Raw genomic sequence first — 20000 nt, 5'->3', positions numbered from 1 at the left:
AACTGATAAAATTAACTGATAAAATTAACTGATAAAATCTGAAGGTCACAGATATTTTTCAGAAAATAGGCAAATTTCTATTATCCTCGCCGTAACTTCTACGGCATTCACTGGACACGGGCAATAGCAGCAATTTTCGGGCGCATGAGATGTGTTGGTCAGATATCAAAGTTAACCCTTAATACCTCACACTGTGGCATATTTTGAATTTGTACGCCCTCCGGTGTTCCTGTTACCTCCACACTATCAAACTCATTTGAACCGCATAGCACGTCTTGATTCGGGTGCGTACCAGGTGTGATATTGCAGCTTAGAACAGTCTTTTTACCAACCGACACTACGATTGGAAGCCTTGGTGATGCAGGATGGTTCTTTGGAAGAACTATTAATGGTGACCTGATTTCCCGAATCATGAAGAGAACGCATTTAAGTCCCTTCTCAGTTTTCTCATCTACCGAAAGTGCAGAAGCAACAATTAGGTCATGGGGTTCCAGTCCGAGTACAATCTCTTCTTTTTCAGTTTCCAGAAAAAACTGTCCATGCGGACCTACTTTCACAATAGCCACCGTTCCTGCCGTGCCGCGCAGGAGAAGCATTTCACTCTCCTTCAGTGAAATGTCTTTAGAAGAGGTCGATTTTTTCATGTTAAAAATAAGTATCTATAAAATCCAGTTGATTATTTGGATTCTGCTACATTTTTAGACTGGCAGGAAGGACACTTCACATTCTTGCCAATACCTTTGAATTTAGTTCCACAATCCTTGCATGAATAATCTTTAACCGGTAATTTTCCATCCATATCGATATCAAACGCGTCTCCAACACTACACATTATTATTACCTCATGGTTTTATCAAGGGGTTTACTATAATTATATAACCCACATATTATTACTCATACTTCTCCAATTAATACCTTTCTATATCCCTTTCCGGCCAATTGTAGTCTTGGTGACACTATGCATAAAACCTATAGAGAGTTTAAGGGTAAAACTTACATTCTCGACGAGTAAAGTTATTTCGGGCTTGAAAAATCCGATGTCGAGAAAAAAAGAAGTGTGGAAAAAGAGTGGACTTGGAAAAGAATGGGCTTGGATTACTTACACTCATTTTGCATTATGTACTTTTCTATTAGCATTATTCAGAAAAAGGTAGCATCGAAAATTGAGTTGAACTTATTTCTGTTAGATATTTGATATTATTAGGATGCTTAACTTTTCGAGTTGTTTCTTCTGATAAGTTTCGTGCATTTTTCAATTATACTTTCATTATCCGATACTGATTCTTGATTATTCATTTTATCGCGTTTCATTTGATCGTGTTCTTTACGGGATTTCGGTATACAATTTTTTTTAGACATTATTAAACACCATAAAAAATGATTAAATCAATCCTTCTTGTCTGTATCCGTTTTAATCCTTCTTTTCTGTATCCGTTTTTATTCATAAACATTACCATTTACTTTTTATGGAATCCAACAGTTTGGAGGAAAACATAGGATACAGGACTTACGTGGTTGAACTTAGAAATCAATAAGATTAAACTTTTAACTGTCCAATATGTAGTATCCTAAAAATTGGTAGCCGCTGCGCAGGATCTTAGCCAAAGGCGGGTAGATAAAAGTAACTAGTGAGATTGCTTAGTGTCGCGTCAATACTCAAAGATTTAATGATTCTAAATAATTGCAATCGATTTTATACGACATTTTGCTGTTGACTCGACACTACGGGCTTCACAGCAAATACAGAGTTGTGTAACTCACGTGTTGCTTTGTTTATAGTAGATGGATTAAACTTATTATGGTCAAGAAGTCTACTGCTCCCTCTTGGTCAGGCTTTAACTTCTATCCCGAATACAAGCAAATCTTTAAAAAATAAGTTGGGAAATTTCAATTTCCCATGCTTCTTAGCTTCTTATAGACTTAATCTATTTTTATAGACTTAATCTATTATTTGATTGATTTTGTTGTAAAAATCTATTATCACATTTGTCGCTTCAATTTCCGTGTTGAGCTGGAAAGTTCGGATTTGCTTTCCTAATGGTTTTTCTCGGACAACTCCTGATAAAATAAGAGGGGTGATAACCCTCGATACGCTGGAGTGAGACAATCCAGTTTCTTCAGCTATTCCTGATAGGTAGGTTGGTTCGTCCTGGTTTTCTATCAGGTTCTTAAGGACTGTCATCTGTGCGGTTTTTCCAAATATTTTTTCCATTGAATCCATTGATATCATCTCAGAGGTGGCTATTATTTATAAGTGATTTTTCAGTTCCAATAACTATCTGTGGTTAATAAACCTATCTTCGAATTTAATAAATGAGAGATCTGTACAAAATGCTCTGAAGATTTGGATGCTCTACTCTATCGAGAACGTATCTAATCTCTATAACTTAGTCTCAAGTGCATAAATCATATATACATTATAACTTTTAACTTCCATCGCGAAATTCTATGGAGATTTAACATGAGAAGCGATATCATCAAAGAGGGGCCAGAACGAGCTCCCAACCGCTCACTCTTGAAAGCGACCGGGGTCACAGATTCGGAAATGAAGAAACCGTTCATCGCAGTCGTCAATTCCTGGAATGATATAATTCCTGGTCATATGCACTTGAATAAACTTGCGGAGGCTGTAAAAGCCGGGATCAGGAATGCCGGGGGAGTTCCTTTTGAATTCCATACTATAGGGGTTTGCGATGGAATCGCAATGGGGCACGAAGGTATGAAATATTCCCTCCCCAGCAGAGAAGTTATCGAGGACACAATTGAACTGATGGTTAAAGCCCATCAGTTTGACGGCATGGTCCTTATTCCTACATGTGACAAGATTGTGCCAGGACACCTTATGGCAGCAGGCAGGCTTGATATTCCTTCAATCGTTGTAACCGGAGGGCCGATGCTCCCTGGATATGTTGATGATAATTACAAAGATTTTATTTCAGTCTCTGAAGGGGTGGGTGCTCACAGGGCAGGCAAAATCTCAGACAACGATCTTAAAAGACTCGAAAATCTTTCATGTTCAGGAGCCGGGTCCTGTGCAGGAATGTTTACCGCAAACACAATGGCCTGCATGACCGAAGCTCTCGGGCTGAGCCTTCCGGGCTGTGCAACTGCCCATGCAGTGGATGCAAAAAAGACCCGTATTGCCAAGGAATCCGGAGAGCGCATTGTGGAGATGGTCAGAGAGAACCTGACTCCCAGAAAGATTGTCACTTTCAAGTCTTTTGAGAATGCTATAATGGTGGACATGGCCATTGGAGGGAGCACGAACACTACTCTCCATCTTCCTGCCCTTGCCCATGAATTCGGGCTAAAACTTCCTCTTGAAGCCTTTGACGAATTGAGTAGAACAACCCCTCATCTGATCTCTCTGCGTCCAGGCGGCCCGAATTTCATGCTGCATTTTGACAGGGCAGGTGGAGTTCAGGCAATTATGCAGAGACTTTCCCCTAAACTCCATCTGGAACAACTTACTGTTAACGGCAAGACTATTGGGGAAAACCTGAAAGAACTGGATATTGTTAATCCGAAGCTCAATAAAGAGATTATTGCAACTCTTGAAAATCCAATTCATGCCCAGGGAGGAATTGCAGTCCTGAAAGGCAGTCTTGCTCCTGATGGTTCGGTTGTAAAACAGGCTGCAGTTGATCCAAGGATGCATGTTCATACAGGCCCTGCAAGGGTTTATGACTGTGAAGAAGACGCTATGAAGGGCATTCTTGCAGGCGATGTGAAGCCCGGAGATATCCTTGTTATCCGTTACGAAGGTCCTAAAGGCGGCCCAGGTATGCGGGAAATGCTTGCAGCTACAGCTGCACTTGGAGGCATGGGTCTGCTGGAGTCTGTGGCTCTGATAACCGATGGGCGCTTTTCCGGAGGCACCCGTGGACCTTGCATCGGGCATGTCTCCCCTGAAGCCATTGAAGGAGGGCCAATTGCTCTCGTAAAAGCTGGAGATATGATAGAGATCAATATTCCTGAAAGGGTTCTGAATCTGAAGGTTTCAGAAGAAGAGCTTAAGCACAGGAAAGCGGTCTTCGTACCTCCGAAAAAGGAAGTTACAGGTTATCTTGCCAAGTACCAGCGTTCCGTCCATTCGGCAAATACAGGCGGGATAGTGGACTGAGCTGCCTGACAGTTATATTTTAAAAGATTTTTATTTATGGAGGGTTTTATCCCTCCCTACCTTTTCTAATTTTGTTCTTATGTCATCATTTATTTAGCATTTCTATTTAGAATCGTTCTCCAGGATATGTTCGAATCTTCACCAAAGGCTAGAAAAGATAAACATGTAAAAACCCCAGCAAACTTTTTAGAAGCCTCTTTTCAATATTTGAAGCTGAGTATTGAATATTTGGACCATCCTTCAGCTCAGAATATCACGAAGAATGGATAGTACGGAAGTCGAATTTCTATGGAAAGCAAGTGGAAGAAAAAATAACTGTTCTTAATCCATAGCGAATTTTACAGCCAATATTACCGGTTCAAACTACAAAACTTCATTTGGAAGAGAATTCCAATTGGCTTTTACTTATTGATTCTGGATTCTTATGTTGAAACTTATTCTGTTAAAGTTGTAAATGGGTTGTTTTGCCGCCCGGAAATGTGAGTCTAACAAAATCAGCTATTCACTCTAACAAAATCAGCTATTCGCTCTTTGACTCTATATTTTTGCAGCTCACCAATTCGACACCCGTTCTCGGCTAATACCGCAATAATTGTTTTATCCTGATCGCCTTCTGCCACTTCTATCATTTTTAGTATTTATTTCTCGCTTTAGCAGGTCGCTCAAGGAGGCCAGGGACAAATGAATAAGTATAAACAGTTTGATGGTTATATCCGTGCTTAGGAAATCACTGCAGTTAATCTGAATCAATGTTCAGGGGGAATCCTCATAAAAATAGCAATTACCGGAAAAGGCGGCGTTGGAAAGACAACTCTCTCAGGCACTCTGGCCAGACTGCTTGCAAGGGACGGATACGAGGTCCTGGCAATAGATGCAGACCCGGATATGAACCTGGCATCTTCACTTGGGGTGGAAACCCCCCCAAAGCCCCTGACAGATTTCAAAGACCTGATTCAGGAAAGGGCGGGTACAGAAGGCGGGGCTTTTATCTACAACCCGAAGGTTGATGATATTGCTAGCAAATACGGAGTCATCGGGCCTGATGGAGTAAGAATGCTCGTCATGGGCACTGTGGACCGCGGAGGAAGCGGGTGCATGTGTCCTGCCTCGGCTTTCCTCAGGGCTCTTCTCAGGCACCTCATGCTTAAGGAAAAAAGTGCGGTGATCCTGGATATGGAAGCAGGAATCGAGCACCTCGGAAGAGGAACTACCAGAGGAATGGATCTTATGATTGTTGTAGTAGAGCCAGGGGCAAGATCGCTTGAAACGGCTGAGAGAATAAAAAAGCTTTCTTCCGAAATAGGGATAAAACACCTTGCTGCAGTAATTAATAAAGGTGGTTCCGGAAAAGTCAATGGAAGGCTTGAAGAACTGGGCATTCAGGTTCTTGGAGAAATTCCTTTTGACCCGCAGCTGATGAAGGCAGACCTGGAAAAAAGGGCTCCGATTGAGGTAGGCGGCGAAGCTGTGGATGCTATTGTAAAAATCAAAGAAAAACTTCTGGAACTCGTTGAAGATATCCGGAAAGAGGATGAAAAGAGCAAAAAGTAAAGGCCGAAATCGGTCCTATAATTATTTTTTTTACTTTATCTACAATTGTTTTTAGACTTATATGCAATTGTTTTTAGATGTTATATGCAATTGTTTTTAATAATACCCTGCAGTTCTTTCCTGACGATATCTGCAGTTACTTTTGACAATATCCTGTAATTCTCTTTTGATCTTACCCGGTATCTCGTTCCTGATCAAATATTTTTTTCAGACATCTGAAGCTCAGTTAAAGCCGCTTTCAGGAGAGTTCTCTAAAGTTCCTTTTTTATAAATAAGTTCCAGGAGCTTCATTTTTTTCTCATTTATAAGAACATCTGCCGGATCGATCTCAAGAGCTTTGTCATAACACTCCATGGCTTTCCCGTAATTTCCCAGGTTTTCCAGGGCTGAACCTTTCCGATACCATGAAAATACATCATCTGGATTAAACTTCAGGATTTCGTCATAACACTCTACCGACTTTTCAAATTCCTTTAAGTTATTGAAAGCAAAACCCTTGAGCGATCTGACTCCCAGGTTTTCAGGATCGATTTCAAGAGCCCTGTCATAGCAGGCAAGAGCCTCTTTTGATCTTCCCATCCTGTCCAGTGCAAAACCTTTCTTAATCCATGCATCGACATACAGAGGATCCAGAGCTAAAGCTTCATCATAAAACCCGAGCTTGTCTTCGTAATTATCAGTCTCACTAGCCTTTATAAGGAGTTTCCCTGGATTCTCTGGTTCTCCGGTTTTTCCTGCCGGTTCAAGCTCTTTTCGCTTTTCACGGTCCATTTTTGCAGTTTTATCTTCTTCTATCATTTCGGAATCCTCGCTTTTCCGGTGAAAGTTTATTCCGGACCCTTTCGGATTTTTGCCACACAACCTTTTTCCATCGGATCTTTTTTCCATTTTATGCATGTAAACAGAGATAAAAACTGGTATTCTGAATTTTTGTTTTCAATGAGATATACTTTTTCTGATTCGAATTTCACCGACTATAAAAAAGATTACAAGAGCCTTGAAATAAAGGGCAGGGGATGTACAGGGAAAGAAAGATTACTGAGAAGTCCTTACCTTTTGCCGGCTGATCTCCGAAAGGATTCTTACCTTTAATTCGAGCGCAGGATCAAAACCTGGTTTTAATTCGAGGGCTCTGTTGCAGCTTTTCAGTGCTTCTTCGTATTCATTCAGTTCTAACAGGACAAATCCCCTGCCCGCCCAGAGCCCTTGCTCTGTTTGCGCAAGCTTAAGAGCTCTATCATATACAGTCAGAGCTTCCTCAAGCCTGCCGAGCCTGGAAAGGAGGCTTCCGGTACACGTCAGGGCTTCAAGGTAATCAGGCCTGATTTTAAGGGCCGAACTGTAAGCCTCAAGGGCTTCCTCTTTCCTGCCAAGGGCTGAAAGGACCGAGCCTTTTCCTGCCCAGGCCTCAGCATATTTGGGAGATTTCAGAAGGATGTTTTCGTAGGTTTCAAGCGCCTCTTCAAACCGGCCGAGCCTGTAAAGGGCAACTCCTTTGTTGTCCCAGGTAATATTAAAAGCCGGTTCAAGCTCAATTGCTCTGTCATAAGCCGCAATCGCTTCCTCAAGCCGCCCCATTTCCGAGAAGATCACACCCCTGTTGTACCAGACCCTGTAATCTTCAGGAATAATTTCCAGCACCTGCGCAGTAAGCTGCAGGGCAGTTTCAAACCGCCTGACCTTATACATGAGCACGGCTTTCTGGAAAAGGGCGGTGGCGTCCTCAGAATCCCTTTCAAGCATTTCAGTACAGCCCTGAAGTTCTTTGAAGAGCGAGAGGGAAGCATATAGTTCCCTTGCAGCCAGGAAAATGGGCAGAATTTCGTAGTTTTTCTCATTAAACGTAAGTAATTTTGTTCCCGTATCATAGACGAAGGCTGCCGATTCCCTGTGGTCGGGATTTTCTTCCGGTTTATTTTCCTTTCCTTTATCTTTCAGGATTTTCTCTATTCCCCCGGTTTTTTCTATTACTCTAACTACTGCTCCCAGTCCGGAAAAAGCCGCAGGAGAAAAGGGGGAATCGCCTGGGATTGAAAGCACGGATTTAAGGTGCTTCCTGAGTTTTTTGTCATTGCTGTTCCATAGAACTTTTGAAACGCCCTCACATTCATTAAGAAATTTTAGCAGACAGAGCCTCAAGGATACCGGGCTCTCCGAACACTCAAGTGCGGTAAAGGCTGAAATCGCTGCCCTGCAGTGTTCCCTGAGTTCGCTCAGGAAATCGTTTATTCTGGAATAAGCCTCCGTTTAAAGCCCTCCTTTGCCCTCTGTTCAGTTACGGTCGGAAAAAGAGCCGCACACTGAATTTCTATCAACTGGAGGCAAAAACTTACCTTTTGCCGCAACTACAAGCTTTACGGCCGATCCGGCTAGTGATTTTGTCCCTGACTTCGGCTCCTGCCTAAGCACTTCTCCAATCATAACCCCTATAGGAAGAACACCTCTTTGCTCAATGACTTCCCCTGCCGTAAGCCCTGCTTCTTCCAGAGTTTTCATAGCTTTCTTAAGGGGCTGCCTTATGACATTCGGAACCTCTACATTTCCTGTGGCATTTCCGGGACCTGTTATAGTTTCTGACTTCTGCACGCCCTCGTTTACTTCCAGTACTTCTTCAAGTAAGTCGATTGCCCCGCTAATCCTGAGGAGGGTTTCAGTCAGGTTTTTTTTTCGGTCTTCAAGTTCTGTAAGCTTTAATTCGAGATCTTTCGCGATTTTCTGTCCTGACTCGTATTCTGCCCTGAGCTCAGTTAAACGCTGTTCAAGTTGTGCTTTCATACTCCTGCAACCCCTTCTGTATAAATAGATTCATTCAATTCTGACTCGGTCTTTAGTTTTGATTCAAACCTGTCTTCATCCTACATTTTTATTTTATTTCTTTGCCTTTATCTACTGTTTTACTTTACTCTTTTGCTTTCATCGGCTGACTTTACTTTTACTTTTTATATTTTACTTTATGTCCGGCTCTTTTCCATCTCTGTACAATTCCAACCCAATACATTTTAAGTTTTATATTTTTACACGCAATTGGATTGAAGAACCGAAAATGGATTGAAGAACCTAAAATTATGCAGTAAAGTAAGAAATAAAAGTAAGAAATAAAAGTAGGAAATAAAAGTAGGAAATAAAAGTAGGAAATAAAAGTAGGAAATAAAAGTAAAAAGATTGTTTGAATTCAAAATGAAAATTAATTATTACTTCAAAGTCTTATTTAAGCTATCGGAGACATACTATGTAGAAATTAAGCTATACAAGGGGTTATTTGAACGAAAGCAGTCAATTCCGAGCAAATATAAAAATCAACGAACATAGCAAGGAAATAATCGAGCTACTTAAACTGGAGACCTCCCCTGTAGCAGAGCAGTAGTCCTGATTCCAAAAGTGCGCATGGGCCTCGACGCAGGCCTCCGAAACTTGCAAGCGGGGAGTTCTACTACGAAACTCTCAAGCAATTTAAAACCCTTGAAATCTCCAGAAAAGCCCTGTAAAAGGTTTCTGTGCTTAAAGCCGAATTTGCTGGCAAGCATAGTCTTTGTTACAAAAAATACAGTATCACAGGCAGCAAGATAACCCCCATTGCATGGGATTTCCTGACATTCATGAAAGATGCTAGCATGCCTATGGGAGTCGAAATTACAAAAATGAAAAACCCGAATAGCCCTGTGAAGAGGAAAACCATTACTGCAAGCCCGATAAGGACACCTGCACAGAGTTTGCTGTAATCAACTTTCTTTAGAAGGAGATGGGCGTTGTTTCCTATCCAAACTGTGGAAAAGTAGGAAAACAGGGCAGTTAATACCATAGCGGCAAAAAAAAGCAGCAGTATAGGTAAATCAAGCGTATTCGTTCCCAGAATATCTTCTACGGCAACCATTGCCCCGCTTCGGGTCCTTCCGATCACCACAAAGGCTACCAGCCCGAAAATCGCGTTAGAGGTGTTTACCCCGGAATTCGAAATTAAGAATTCCTTCGAGCTCTCAAGTGTTGAAGGGTTACTGGCATACGGGTCAGAATAGAGAGAGGTTCTTAACATTCCTAGCTCAGGTTCGGAGTTTTTTTTCTTAAGGTAAATCCTGTCAAAATCGATTTTTGCAACAAGCCCTGTAAGGAGTGCCGCAATTGCTGAGGAGAGGCCTGGCAACCATGCCACAAGCGAGCCTGCTGCGCTGCCTGTAAGGATTCCCCTGAGAATTCTTTTTCGAGAAAGCTTGAGTGCGGAAACGGATTCCTCGGGGATCTTCGAGCTTGTGAGGAGACTTGTAATTAGCTGGGATGCTCCGAAAAGCCCGCTCAGTAGAGGCAGGAGTACGGACGGCTCCCCAAAATTAACAACCGGAACCATAAGAGATTCCCTCGCAAAAGCGAAAAGCCCAAGCACGCCTGTGATCAAAAACAAAACTAGGGCAAAAGCTTTGTACTTATACTTTGCAAGTGAGCTTTTCTCTTTCGAATCTTCATCTTTTTCACCTTTTTCACTTGCAAGCATCAGAAAAACGATTAAAATAAGAATCAATGCCATATGCTCCTCAAGATAAGGATAAACAGTCTTGAAGAATAGAGAAAACGGCAGCACAAATACCAGCGAAGCAACTACCGAGCCTGCGCTTCCTAGTGCTGAAAGGCGGACTGCCTCAGCTCCGGCCCCGTCAAGCAGAAGCCTGTGTCCTGGTAAAACCGTAAGCGCAGTATCCCCATCCGGCGCCCCTAAAAACACTGAGGGAATAATATCATGGAAAGTCTGAGCGACAGCGTTTGAGAGAATGATCACGGCTATGTAAAAAGGTGAAAGCCCTTTTTCAGCCAGTACAGGTGCAAAGGCTACAAGGGCAAGCGCAAAATTATTGTTGTGTATACCGGGCAGAAGCCCTGAGATTATGCCAAGCAGGTAACCTCCAAAAACTGAAAAAAGAAGTAAAAGTAAAGAGACATCTTCCACTCAGCCAACCGCCCAAAACTTGATCCAAAATCTTAGATCAACATACCCAATAATTACAATTATTACTATTTATAGATTTTTTGAATTTTGGTGGGGGAACAGATTTGTTTCCATTCTGGGATAAAAAGCAGAGACGAAAAGGAAAGAAGGGGATAATCAAGGGACAAAAAGAAAGTACATAAAGAGAAATATGAAAATAAAAAATGAGAGACGAATGTAAAAAAATTAAAGATTAACGTAAAAAAGTAATGAAGAAAAAGAAGGACCAAATGTAAGAAAGAATAAGATGTAAGGGAAAGAAAAAGTAATATGTCATAGAGACATAAATATTGTCAATAAAATATTATATTGTAAAAGAACAGAGAAAGGTAAGTTAAGTTAATTTGAACAGAGTGAGATAATTTAGGCTAAATCGCGCTGGTCTCATAATATAAATAGTTTACCGTTATATCAGGACATTTTTGGGAAAAACTGGCTGTTTAAGGACAGGAAAAAAGTGATTTGAACTTTGTCCGGGGACAATTTTAGTTTATCGAGACGATAAGCCGCTTAAAATTTTTGGTGCTCTTTATTACATCAAAGGAAATGAAAAATCATTTCCATTGATGTTTTATATGTGACCGATATTCTATATCATGTAGTTCTAAATGCTAATATTGAATGGGGTTCATGAGTAGCATTTAGCTAAAAAACGGAGCAAGGTAAATGAGGTTCGCCATTCCTCAACCCTGCCCTCAATAAAGTCTGGAGCCCCACCTGAATAAGAAGGCTATTGAGGTTTTTTGCCATTCCTCTAAGTCTTTGTTTCGGGAGAGGTTTCAGAAAGGAAACCGGGAAAATGAGGTTCGCCATTCCTCCCTCTCGGTTACCAAAATATCAGAAGCAAAAAGAAGTGAGAGGCAAATCCCTCTCTAGAAACTGTTTTTACCTCTCACTTCAATTCTCTTCTAATCAAATCTTGCATTCAATATTTAGCAGCGTTTTCATCCGTCTGCGGTGACGTTTACCTTTATTCAGACTGCGTTTACCTTTAGTTCTATCATTTTCTCTTTTTAGGGTTTATTATATCCCATTCACTCCCTCTCTCAGGCTGTTCCTCTTTTTTGTCATTCCTTCTCTCAGGTTGTTCATAGCTCATTTAATTGCCCCTTTTCCTTTGCTTTATTATACTTCCACTGTTTGCAGGTTCGCGATTAATTCTGCAGGAGAAGCGGAAGCGATTTCCACGTGAAGTGTCCTTTCCAGATAAAGACGAGCTTGGTCTCCCTGTCTGAGCCTTTGACCATTGACAAAGAGTTCTCCGGCAGAAATGTATGAACACAAGTCGATCTTCCTCCGAATAAATATGAAGAAAGTGCTCTCTTTCGAGGCTTACTTCTCCAGAACTTCCCTGTTTCCCATATTATCTTCATGGGTAACCTCACCTTCAAACATTATCGTTACTATTTCCATTTCGAAATGCGGATGAAACGAAAATTCCTTGCCTGGCTTAAGGATAAATTCGTTAAAAGTTCGCAGGTCCCGGAACTGGATATTTGTCGGGTCGTAGTAATTAGAAAAAGAGAAGAGCAAATAGCCTTTAATCCAGCCAATATCCGAATAGTATCTTGTCTCTGCCGGAATAATTCTTAGTGTAAAACCTCCTCGCTGCAGCCCCAATATTACAGAGATATTTGAATAATAAACCGGTTTAATTGGCTGAAGAGGATAATATCCCTGGAAACAGAGATTCTGAATAATGTTCATAGAGCTTTAAAAGAATAAACAGAAAAACTGTAAGCTTTTTTCCCATACAAGTACGTAAGAAACCATATATACGAGCGGTTCCTTTCCTAAAAGAATTCTGGCACAACACAACTCATTAGAGCGAGAAATAGTAATCAAAAAGATCTTATTCAAAATACTTTATTCAAAATACCTTATTCAAAATACTTTATTCAAAATACCTTATTCAAAATACTTTATTCAAAATACCTTATTCAAAAATAATTTAAGAATATGTCGGTTTATCAGGTTTCAGTTTTTCAGATCATTTCCAGGTAATTGGCGGAAAAAGGATTTAAATGACAATCAAATGCAAAAAATGCAATCATGAAGCTATAATTTTTCAGAAATATTCCGGGATGCACCTATGCAAGAAACATTTTGTGGAGGACGTTGAGAGGAAAATCAAACTGACAATCCGGAAAGAGTACAGCATCCGGAAAAATGATGTAATAGCTGTTGCCCTGAGCGGAGGTAAGGACAGCTCGGTTGCCCTGTATATGATGCACAAAATTTTTGGAAACAGGCCAGATATTGAAATCGTGGCAATTTCAGTGGATGAAGGAATACATGGGTACCGCCCTCATTCCCTCGAATTTGCAAAAAATCTTACAGAGATGCTCGGGGTAAGGCATATTATAAAATCCTTCAAAGAAGTACATGGGGTAACTATGGATGAACTGGCAGCAATGGACCGAGAAAAAGGTACATGCAGCTACTGTGGCGTTCTCAGGAAATATATCCTTAACAGGGCCGCGCTTGAAATAGGGGCAACAAAACTGATCACAGGCCATAACCTGGATGATGAAGCCCAGACAATTCTCCTTAACCACTTCAGAGGGGATATGGAACGCATGGTCAGGCTTGCCCCGCCTGCAGCTATTGAAGGCCTGGTATTGCGGGCAAAACCCCTGAGGAATATTCCTGAAAAAGAAGTGGCTCTCTACGCCCTCACAAACTCCCTACCAGTTGATTTTAGCGAATGCCCGTATGCAGGAGAAGCCCTGAGAGGAGAGGTAAGGGAGCTTCTGAACAATTTTGAAACAAGGCATCCGGGAACGAAATATTCCCTGCTAAGGGGTTTTGATAAGATTGTAGGAGTCCTCGCAAAGGAACTGCCTCCCACAAAAATCGAAAAATGCAGGGTCTGCGGAGAGACCTGCACTGAAGAGATATGCCAGGCCTGCAAATTGCTCGGCAGGGCTTAAGAGTAAAATACAAGCAGGAACTTCTTCAGAATCTATCCGGATAGGAAAGCAGATCCGAAGGGCTATAGAGTTTATTCCCTTTCCTGCTCAGGTAGAGCCGTGTCCACAGTACAGCAGTCAGAGGCTGCAGAACAGCAAACGGGACCAGAGATGTAACCGCTGCGACCAGAATGTTTTCTGAACCTATAAATTCACCGGCAAGACTGTTAATTATAGCCAGCCCGATAGAGATTACCCAGATAAAGAAAACATCCAGTTTATTATTCCTGAAAAATCCAAAACTCGCACTTAAAGCTTCAAGAGGTCCAAGTTCATCAATCACAAGGGCATATGATGTAAGGGAAAGCACGAGATTCATCACTATTATGTAAACTGACCAGAGAAAGGCTCCCATAACAAGCGCGCCCACGCCCTGTCCCGAAACGTCCGGATTTTCGACCAGTGTACTCAGGTCTCCTACTGCAAAGGCTCCGGGCACCATAAATATGATTCCTACAAGCAAGAGCAGGGAAATCAACAGGGTTGTCGGGAAAAGCCTGAATATGTTTTTCGAACCCGAAATGAGCATGTCAGAGAGGACGGTATCTCCTGTCTCGGAGGCTTTCTTTGCCATCCCTATTGCCCCTGCTGTGAAAAAGGACTGCACGAACATCCCAAACAGAGAAAATATGAGAACCAGAAATACGGACAGTGCAATGTTTTCAGAAAGCCCCTTCGCCACCATTGTATAAATCTCCGTCTGGGAAAGGGTAGCAGGATCGATAATACTTCCTGTGTTCGAGGTAAAGAGCAAAAGGCCCATCAAGCCAAAGAAAAAGAAATAAAGAATCAGATTAATTAAAAAATTAAGGATAAACGGAATACAGATGTTTAGATTTCTAACCCAGCTGTTGAATCCCCTGTTAAGTATTGTTCCAAATTCTTCATGCATGTGCTGTGACCTTCCAAATATAAAGGCAGTGCTCCTGTGCTTCTTCTGCAACCGTATCCTAACAGATCGCAAAAGTATAGCTTATATGCAGGCTTACAGATGCCATTTTTGAATACATATGCAGAAGATAAATATATAATCTCTTATTTTCTTACTAAGAAATATACAGGTGAATACCAGGTTAACACCAGAGTTGAACGGAAGGCGAACAGTAGGCGTATAAAAGGCGAATAGTGGACATATAGAAAGCGAATGAAAGGCAAATTAAATGCAAATTAAATGCAAATTAAATGCAAATTAAAGGCGAATAACAGGCAGTTAGCAGATGAGTACAGGCAATACGGTTATTAGGCAAACACAGGTGATGATATGAAAAAGCTGGAAAATTGCGAATGTTCTCAGGTTTCCGAAAAACCCGCAGCAGAGGGTAATAAGAATGAGGTAGTTGTAGTAGGGCACTGCCTGCTTAACCCTCTTGCAAGGGTAAAAGGAGTAAGACCGGCTCTACCGATTGATACAAAAAGCGCGAACGTGATCCAGCTCCCCTGTCCGGAAGCCATATTTTTCGGAATGAGGCGCCGGGAAATAACTAAAGATCAGCTTGACCATCCTGCCTACAGGCGTTTCTGCCGGGAAATTTTCACGCCCCTTGCAGACCTGCTCGAAGACCTTGCAGCAACCGGCATAAAAATAAAGATCATCGGCGTCCCTAAAAGTCCCTCCTGCGGTGTGAAAATAACCAGCATTGGCGGAGAGCCAGGCAAGGTAAAAGAATTCCACCACAGCCATGCCCCCGGACCTGGCGTATTTATGGAAGAGATTATAAAAGAACTTCAAAAGCGCAATGTAAAGTTTAAGATAGAGGATGCCCACCAGTAAAGAAATTAAATAAAAATATCAGTATGAAAAAATAAGATCCATTTTTACTCCAGTCCGCCAGAATCACTGAAAAGAATCGAAGTCTTATACCCCGGACTCTCACCGGTCGTCAGAGGCGACCGGCCTTCTAATAAAAATTCATAGACAAAAAAGTAAAAACCTGAACATTTCAGTTTTGCAATTAATCTGACTTTTTTATGTGAAAGCCGTTCGAATTACCGTATTTTCAAGACTGCCGCTTTTTCCATCTAAGATATAATTTGACAATTTTACCAAGATCCAACCCAACACCAGGTATGGGTAAATTCACTGAAACAACACTACTTATTTTTTCTATCAAGGTATCTTCATCATCAGATCCAGTATCAATTTCCTGTAGATTTAGAAGTATATCTAGAATCTCCTTCTCTCTGTTTTTACTAATTTCAGTATTCTTAAATATTTCCTCCAGCAATAATCTTTCACTGCGTCTATTGATGACTGTTCCAAGAAGATCACTTACCCTGTACTCATAATCTGAGCCATCGGGCATGTACATTTCAATCCCTTTCATTTCTAGCTTTATCAGATGCTTATAGCTAACAGTTACATCCGGTCTATCAGGCAGCGGTATTTTTTCTGTAGCTTTTAACTTTTCAAAACTATTGTTTATTTCCCTGAATTTATGAAGGATAACGGCAAAGTAATCCTTTTTCTGTTCACCATCTACGTAGATGTTTATCCTCCGAGCTTCGTTGTCAACTCTGACTACGGCAGAAGAATTAAAGCTCCTGTCTTCCAGAACCACACCGGTACGCCAGCGCAGATTGTCTTTTATATCCCTGTTTATCTTAACGATAAAACGAGGCATCACGGAAGGTGGCAGGAAATCATAATCGATGATAAACTTAAGAGCTCCATTATAATCAAACTCGAAATCAGGACGCTGAATTTCCAGAAGGGAAGGGAGAAGCACAGTACGGTCATCAAGGTCATAGGAAAGTTCGAATTTTTTCATTAAACTGAGAATAAATCCATATTGTTCGACGGGATAATAGAAATCATTCTTACTGTTCAGTTTTAAAATTTCAGGGAACATATCGAGCTTCAGGACACCTCTGGATTCAGCAACCTCTTTTGAGTTAACTGCCCTGTACACTGCATTGGTTACCCATTCAGGCTCGAGAACATGCGTATTTAAGAGGGGTATGTCTCTGAAATGCAGTATCACACCCAGATCATGGAGAAAGTCAACAAGAGTATTCTTTTCGGATTCGTCACTTATTCCCTCTTCACTGCACATCATTTTATAGTCATTATATTGAATGAAATTGCGGTGATCGCAAGCACTTTCATCCTCAAAATCCGGCGTACAATTTGGACGCATTTTTTCAAGTTTGCTTTTTACATTTAACCAGCTTTTGGGCCACTTGATTTCAAGATGCTTAACCGCCTTCAATTCCTCTTTCAGAGTTTTCGAAAATTTTTCAATCCCCTCATTCGATATGCAGGACAGCCTATAAAAACCTCTGATAAAAGGATACTTCTCAAGAAGGAACTTCCTTTCCAGCTCAAATGCAGGGTTTTCATCGATCTTATTAATTACAACCAGAACCGGGGAATCTCCACCGAAATTTTCTATAAGTTTAAGCCAGTATTCGGGCTTTTCATCCTTCCTTCCATCTAAAACCAGTATATAAAGACTCCTTTTGGACAAAAAGAACTGGTGTGTGGCGTGCATGATCTCCTGCCCGCCAAAGTCCCAGAAATTAGCCTTGATTTCTCGATCTCCGTTTTCCACTACCCATTTCCTGATATTGATACCCTGTGTCTGCGGCTCATTTCCATCAACATCTTCCCCGAAAATCCGCTTCACAAGTGAAGTTTTGCCTGCACCTCCTTCCCCAACTAGCAAAACTTTTACTTCATTTAATGGCTGTTTTTCATTTTCTAAAGACTTGAAATAGTTGAGAACTGCTTCTCTGCCCTGTTTTACAATCTCTACTGGAGGATTTTCAAGAGGGTTTCCTTCTAAAAATATTCCTTCTTCTAGGAATTGATACTTCCACTTAATACCCAGACCTAATTCTAATATTTCCGGCGGAAGCGAAGTCAATTGATTACGAGATATGTTAATTTTCGTAAGATTTTTCAACTCTGAGATTTCCGGCGGCAGCGAAGTTAGTCGATTATTATATATATTAACTTTCGTAAGATTTTTCAACTCAGAGATTTCCGGCAGAAGCGAGGTCAATCGATTATCAAATATGTCAAGTTCCTTAAGGTTTTTCAATTCTGAGATTTCCGGCGGAAGCGAAGTCAATTGATTACGAGATATGTTAATTTTCGTAAGATTTTTCAACTCTGAGATTTCCGGCGGAAGCGAAGTCAGTCGATTATCAAATATGTCAAGGTTCTTAAGATTTTTCAACTCTGTGATTTCAGGTGACAGCGAAGTAAGTCGATTGTAAGATATGTCAAGCGTCCTAAGATTTTTCAACTCTGAGATTTCAGGCGGCAAAGAAGCGAGATTTTTGTAGGACAGGCGTAATGCAGTTACTTTATTTCGTCGAGTCCTTCTAATCAGATCCTTAATCTTGTTTGATTCCATCTATAACCCCTACTTCACTGTATCACAAGTTTACCATTACCACCAATGAAAAATTCAATTTATATTGCAGCTGCTATCCAGAGATAGCCTCTACATAAAAAAATAATTAAAACTAAAAAGTAGAGAGGGTTGTCAGCTAAATAATTTTCTATTTTGTAACATAAATTACGGAAAAGCCGCGCAAAGCGCGGGAAATAAACGGTGTAAGATGCGAATCAAGCTATTTCATAAATTAAAAAAGCAGATCAACAACGTTAACTAGAATTTTACTACCCTTTCTCTTTTTTCACAGCAGATCCGATCATATTTTCCATATCCTCAACTGTATTGATGTTCGCAAAAGTTCTAAGCTCAGGATCAATTTCCCGGATCTCCGAAATATCAACAAAAATAACGTCCTGCATTTCGAAAACAGGCGTAAGTACCGAACACCTTCCTTTCTCAAAGGCTTTTTCGATTTCAGGGACCAATTTTTTTGAATAAACTGCATGAAGAGGCTCGAATTTTCGATCCTCCCATCTCGGAAGAGCAGCGTCATTCCCACCAGCTTTCTTAAACAGCAGGTCTACAACCCTGAAGTTTACGAAAGGCATATCGCCTGCGCAGATAAAAGAATATTCGGATTTGGATTCAAGCAGCCCCGCCCGGATTCCATCAAGGGGGCCGGCATCTTCTAAAGTGTCAAAACAGAAACGGATTTCGCGGGCAGGGAATTTTTCAAGCATGGGTTTGAACTTTTTTTCCTGGTTTTTATCCCGGACCGAGAGAATGACTTCGTCCACAACTTTGAAAAGGCTTTCCAGCAGACGCTCGATGATTGTTTTTCCTTCAAATTCGAGAAGGGCTTTTTCGACCATGCCCATCCGTCTGCCTCTGCCTCCTGCCAGGACGACAGCACTTCTGAATTTTATTTGCCGTTTTTCAGGTTCTGTTTTTTCAGCCATTAGATCCATCCGGGGGGTTTTTAAGTCCTGTTTGCCCGCAAATTTTTATTTACTCTTCTTTTTCACTTTCAAGCCTGCTTCCTGTCTTTTTCTTTGTCATGGACCCAGAATTCTTCTTTTTCCGTAAATTCCTTCTTCCAGATCGGAGCTTCGGCCTTTATCCGCTCTATAGCTTCGCTGAGGGCCGGGAAAAGTTCAGTCCTGTGGGCGGCTGCGATAACGATGTACACTATGTCTTCTCCGGCTTCGATGACACCTGTTTTGTGGTGAATCAGGACTTCAAGGATTCCTTCTTTTCGCTTGATTTCTTCCCTGATCCTGTCCAGAGCTTTTGAGGCTTCAGGTTCGTATTTCTCAAATTCGAGCCTGGCTGTTATCTCATTGTCAGCCATTTCGCGGACAATACCTGTAAAAGTACCGATTGCGCCTGCTTTTTGGATCTTGTGATTTTTTCTGACCTTCTTTACAAGGGCTTCCAGGGTATAGCGGTCAGGCTGCGCGAGGGCCATCCCTACAAGGGAGGCTGTTAGTTCTTCGTGCATATCGACATTTTCCGGCATCCTGAAGAAAACATTGGAGATTCCTTCAAGGTCTCCAAGCACAATTTTAGGAAGATTGCTTTCTTTAAACCCTTCTACCACAGCAAAATCAAGCCCCTGGTCGCAAAGCAAATCAAGAGCATGCTCAAGGTCAGAGTCCCTGGAGAAGCTGACAAGCTCTGTACCTGTTATTCCTATTACCGTGTCAGCACCTGCATCAAAATGTTTGCCTGTGTCCGTTTCTTCGGAGTTGAGGCGCTGTTCTTCCATATGTTTTACAGTACCTACTGCCCCGAATCTGGAAAGGTTACGGACAAGGGCTGAAACAAGAACCGTCTTACCCGATTTTTTATACCCGACAACTGAAATGACTTTCATTAAAAGCGATATGGACTTTCCGGTATAAGTAAGAGCCGGCACCTTTTATTTATCTTTTTAATTTTCCTGGGCGTTTGATTTTCCATGCAAATTAATTCTATTACACTCAAAAATAATAATCAGACATAATAATCAGAAATCATTATCAGACATAATAATC

Annotated in this window: 18 protein-coding genes; 4 read left to right on the top strand and 14 right to left on the bottom strand. The window is 41.3% G+C overall.

Features of this window, described 5'->3' with window-relative positions:
- Positions 1-158: 158 nt before the first annotated feature.
- The 3 genes from RG963_RS13290 to RG963_RS13280 form a co-directional block, all read right to left on the bottom strand.
- Positions 159-644 carry a hypothetical protein gene (locus RG963_RS13290; RefSeq protein WP_310576764.1) on the bottom strand — a complete coding sequence of 162 codons (486 nt, stop codon included), beginning with the start codon at positions 642-644 and terminating at the stop codon, positions 159-161.
- A 32-nt stretch (positions 645-676) separates the two neighbouring features.
- A complete protein-coding gene (locus RG963_RS13285; protein WP_310576763.1) occupies positions 677-832 on the bottom strand; it encodes a hypothetical protein in 156 nt (51 codons plus the stop codon).
- A 1107-nt stretch (positions 833-1939) separates the two neighbouring features.
- Positions 1940-2221, bottom strand: a complete 282-nt coding sequence (locus RG963_RS13280) for a helix-turn-helix domain-containing protein (protein ID WP_310576762.1) — start codon at positions 2219-2221, stop codon at positions 1940-1942.
- 240 nt (positions 2222-2461) lie between these two features.
- On the opposite strand from RG963_RS13280, the gene ilvD reads away from it, so the two are divergent.
- Positions 2462-4123 carry a dihydroxy-acid dehydratase gene (ilvD, locus tag RG963_RS13275; protein ID WP_310576761.1) on the top strand — a complete coding sequence of 554 codons (1662 nt, stop codon included), beginning with the start codon at positions 2462-2464 and terminating at the stop codon, positions 4121-4123.
- Positions 4124-4617: 494 nt separating this feature from the next.
- Here ilvD and RG963_RS13270 read toward each other — a convergent pair whose 3' ends face one another.
- Positions 4618-4752 carry a hypothetical protein gene (locus RG963_RS13270; protein ID WP_310576760.1) on the bottom strand — a complete coding sequence of 45 codons (135 nt, stop codon included), beginning with the start codon at positions 4750-4752 and terminating at the stop codon, positions 4618-4620.
- A gap of 133 nt (positions 4753-4885) precedes the next feature.
- Between RG963_RS13270 and RG963_RS13265 the strand changes: the two genes are divergently transcribed.
- Complete coding sequence (locus tag RG963_RS13265; RefSeq protein ID WP_310576765.1) at positions 4886-5674, top strand: ATP-binding protein; 789 nt, start codon at positions 4886-4888, stop codon at positions 5672-5674.
- Positions 5675-5896: 222 nt separating this feature from the next.
- Here RG963_RS13265 and RG963_RS13260 read toward each other — a convergent pair whose 3' ends face one another.
- The 6 genes from RG963_RS13260 to RG963_RS13235 all read right to left on the bottom strand — a co-directional run bounded on the left by RG963_RS13260 (position 5897) and on the right by RG963_RS13235 (position 12353).
- Complete coding sequence (locus RG963_RS13260; protein ID WP_310576759.1) at positions 5897-6562, bottom strand: tetratricopeptide repeat protein; 666 nt, start codon at positions 6560-6562, stop codon at positions 5897-5899.
- A gap of 147 nt (positions 6563-6709) precedes the next feature.
- Complete coding sequence (locus RG963_RS13255; RefSeq protein WP_310576758.1) at positions 6710-7813, bottom strand: tetratricopeptide repeat protein; 1104 nt, start codon at positions 7811-7813, stop codon at positions 6710-6712.
- Between the two features lie 132 nt (positions 7814-7945).
- Positions 7946-8449, bottom strand: coding sequence for a PASTA domain-containing protein (locus tag RG963_RS13250; protein WP_310576757.1), 504 nt, complete (start codon positions 8447-8449; stop codon positions 7946-7948).
- A gap of 757 nt (positions 8450-9206) precedes the next feature.
- A complete protein-coding gene (locus RG963_RS13245) occupies positions 9207-10607 on the bottom strand; it encodes a tripartite tricarboxylate transporter permease (RefSeq protein WP_310576756.1) in 1401 nt (466 codons plus the stop codon).
- A gap of 1164 nt (positions 10608-11771) precedes the next feature.
- Positions 11772-11930: a hypothetical protein gene (locus RG963_RS13240; protein WP_310576755.1), complete on the bottom strand. Its 159-nt coding sequence runs from the start codon at positions 11928-11930 to the stop codon at positions 11772-11774.
- Between the two features lie 48 nt (positions 11931-11978).
- Positions 11979-12353, bottom strand: coding sequence for a pirin family protein (locus RG963_RS13235; protein ID WP_310576753.1), 375 nt, complete (start codon positions 12351-12353; stop codon positions 11979-11981).
- Between the two features lie 317 nt (positions 12354-12670).
- On the opposite strand from RG963_RS13235, the gene RG963_RS13230 reads away from it, so the two are divergent.
- Positions 12671-13579: a TIGR00269 family protein gene (locus tag RG963_RS13230; RefSeq protein WP_310576752.1), complete on the top strand. Its 909-nt coding sequence runs from the start codon at positions 12671-12673 to the stop codon at positions 13577-13579.
- A 25-nt stretch (positions 13580-13604) separates the two neighbouring features.
- On the opposite strand, the gene RG963_RS13225 is transcribed toward RG963_RS13230, so the two are convergent.
- Complete coding sequence (locus tag RG963_RS13225) at positions 13605-14510, bottom strand: DUF7847 domain-containing protein (RefSeq protein WP_310576751.1); 906 nt, start codon at positions 14508-14510, stop codon at positions 13605-13607.
- A 369-nt stretch (positions 14511-14879) separates the two neighbouring features.
- Here RG963_RS13225 and RG963_RS13220 point away from each other — a divergent pair, with 369 nt between their 5' ends.
- A complete protein-coding gene (locus tag RG963_RS13220; RefSeq protein ID WP_310576750.1) occupies positions 14880-15389 on the top strand; it encodes a hypothetical protein in 510 nt (169 codons plus the stop codon).
- A gap of 226 nt (positions 15390-15615) precedes the next feature.
- Here the strand turns inward: RG963_RS13220 and RG963_RS13215 are convergent, their stop codons facing one another.
- From RG963_RS13215 to RG963_RS13205, 3 genes are all read right to left on the bottom strand, one after another.
- On the bottom strand, positions 15616-17979 hold the full coding sequence (locus RG963_RS13215; protein ID WP_310576749.1) for a COR domain-containing protein: 2364 nt from the start codon (positions 17977-17979) through the stop codon (positions 15616-15618).
- A 269-nt stretch (positions 17980-18248) separates the two neighbouring features.
- The gene (locus RG963_RS13210; protein WP_310576748.1) at positions 18249-18923 is read right to left on the bottom strand and encodes a molybdenum cofactor guanylyltransferase; all 675 of its coding nucleotides are present in this window, start codon (positions 18921-18923) and stop codon (positions 18249-18251) included.
- A gap of 68 nt (positions 18924-18991) precedes the next feature.
- Complete coding sequence (locus RG963_RS13205; RefSeq protein ID WP_310576747.1) at positions 18992-19840, bottom strand: molybdopterin synthase; 849 nt, start codon at positions 19838-19840, stop codon at positions 18992-18994.
- Positions 19841-20000 lie beyond the last annotated feature (160 nt).

This window comes from Methanosarcina baikalica (assembly GCF_031461075.1).
Lineage (GTDB): Archaea > Halobacteriota > Methanosarcinia > Methanosarcinales > Methanosarcinaceae > Methanosarcina > Methanosarcina baikalica.
This window is presented reverse-complemented; position numbering and strand designations above follow the sequence as displayed.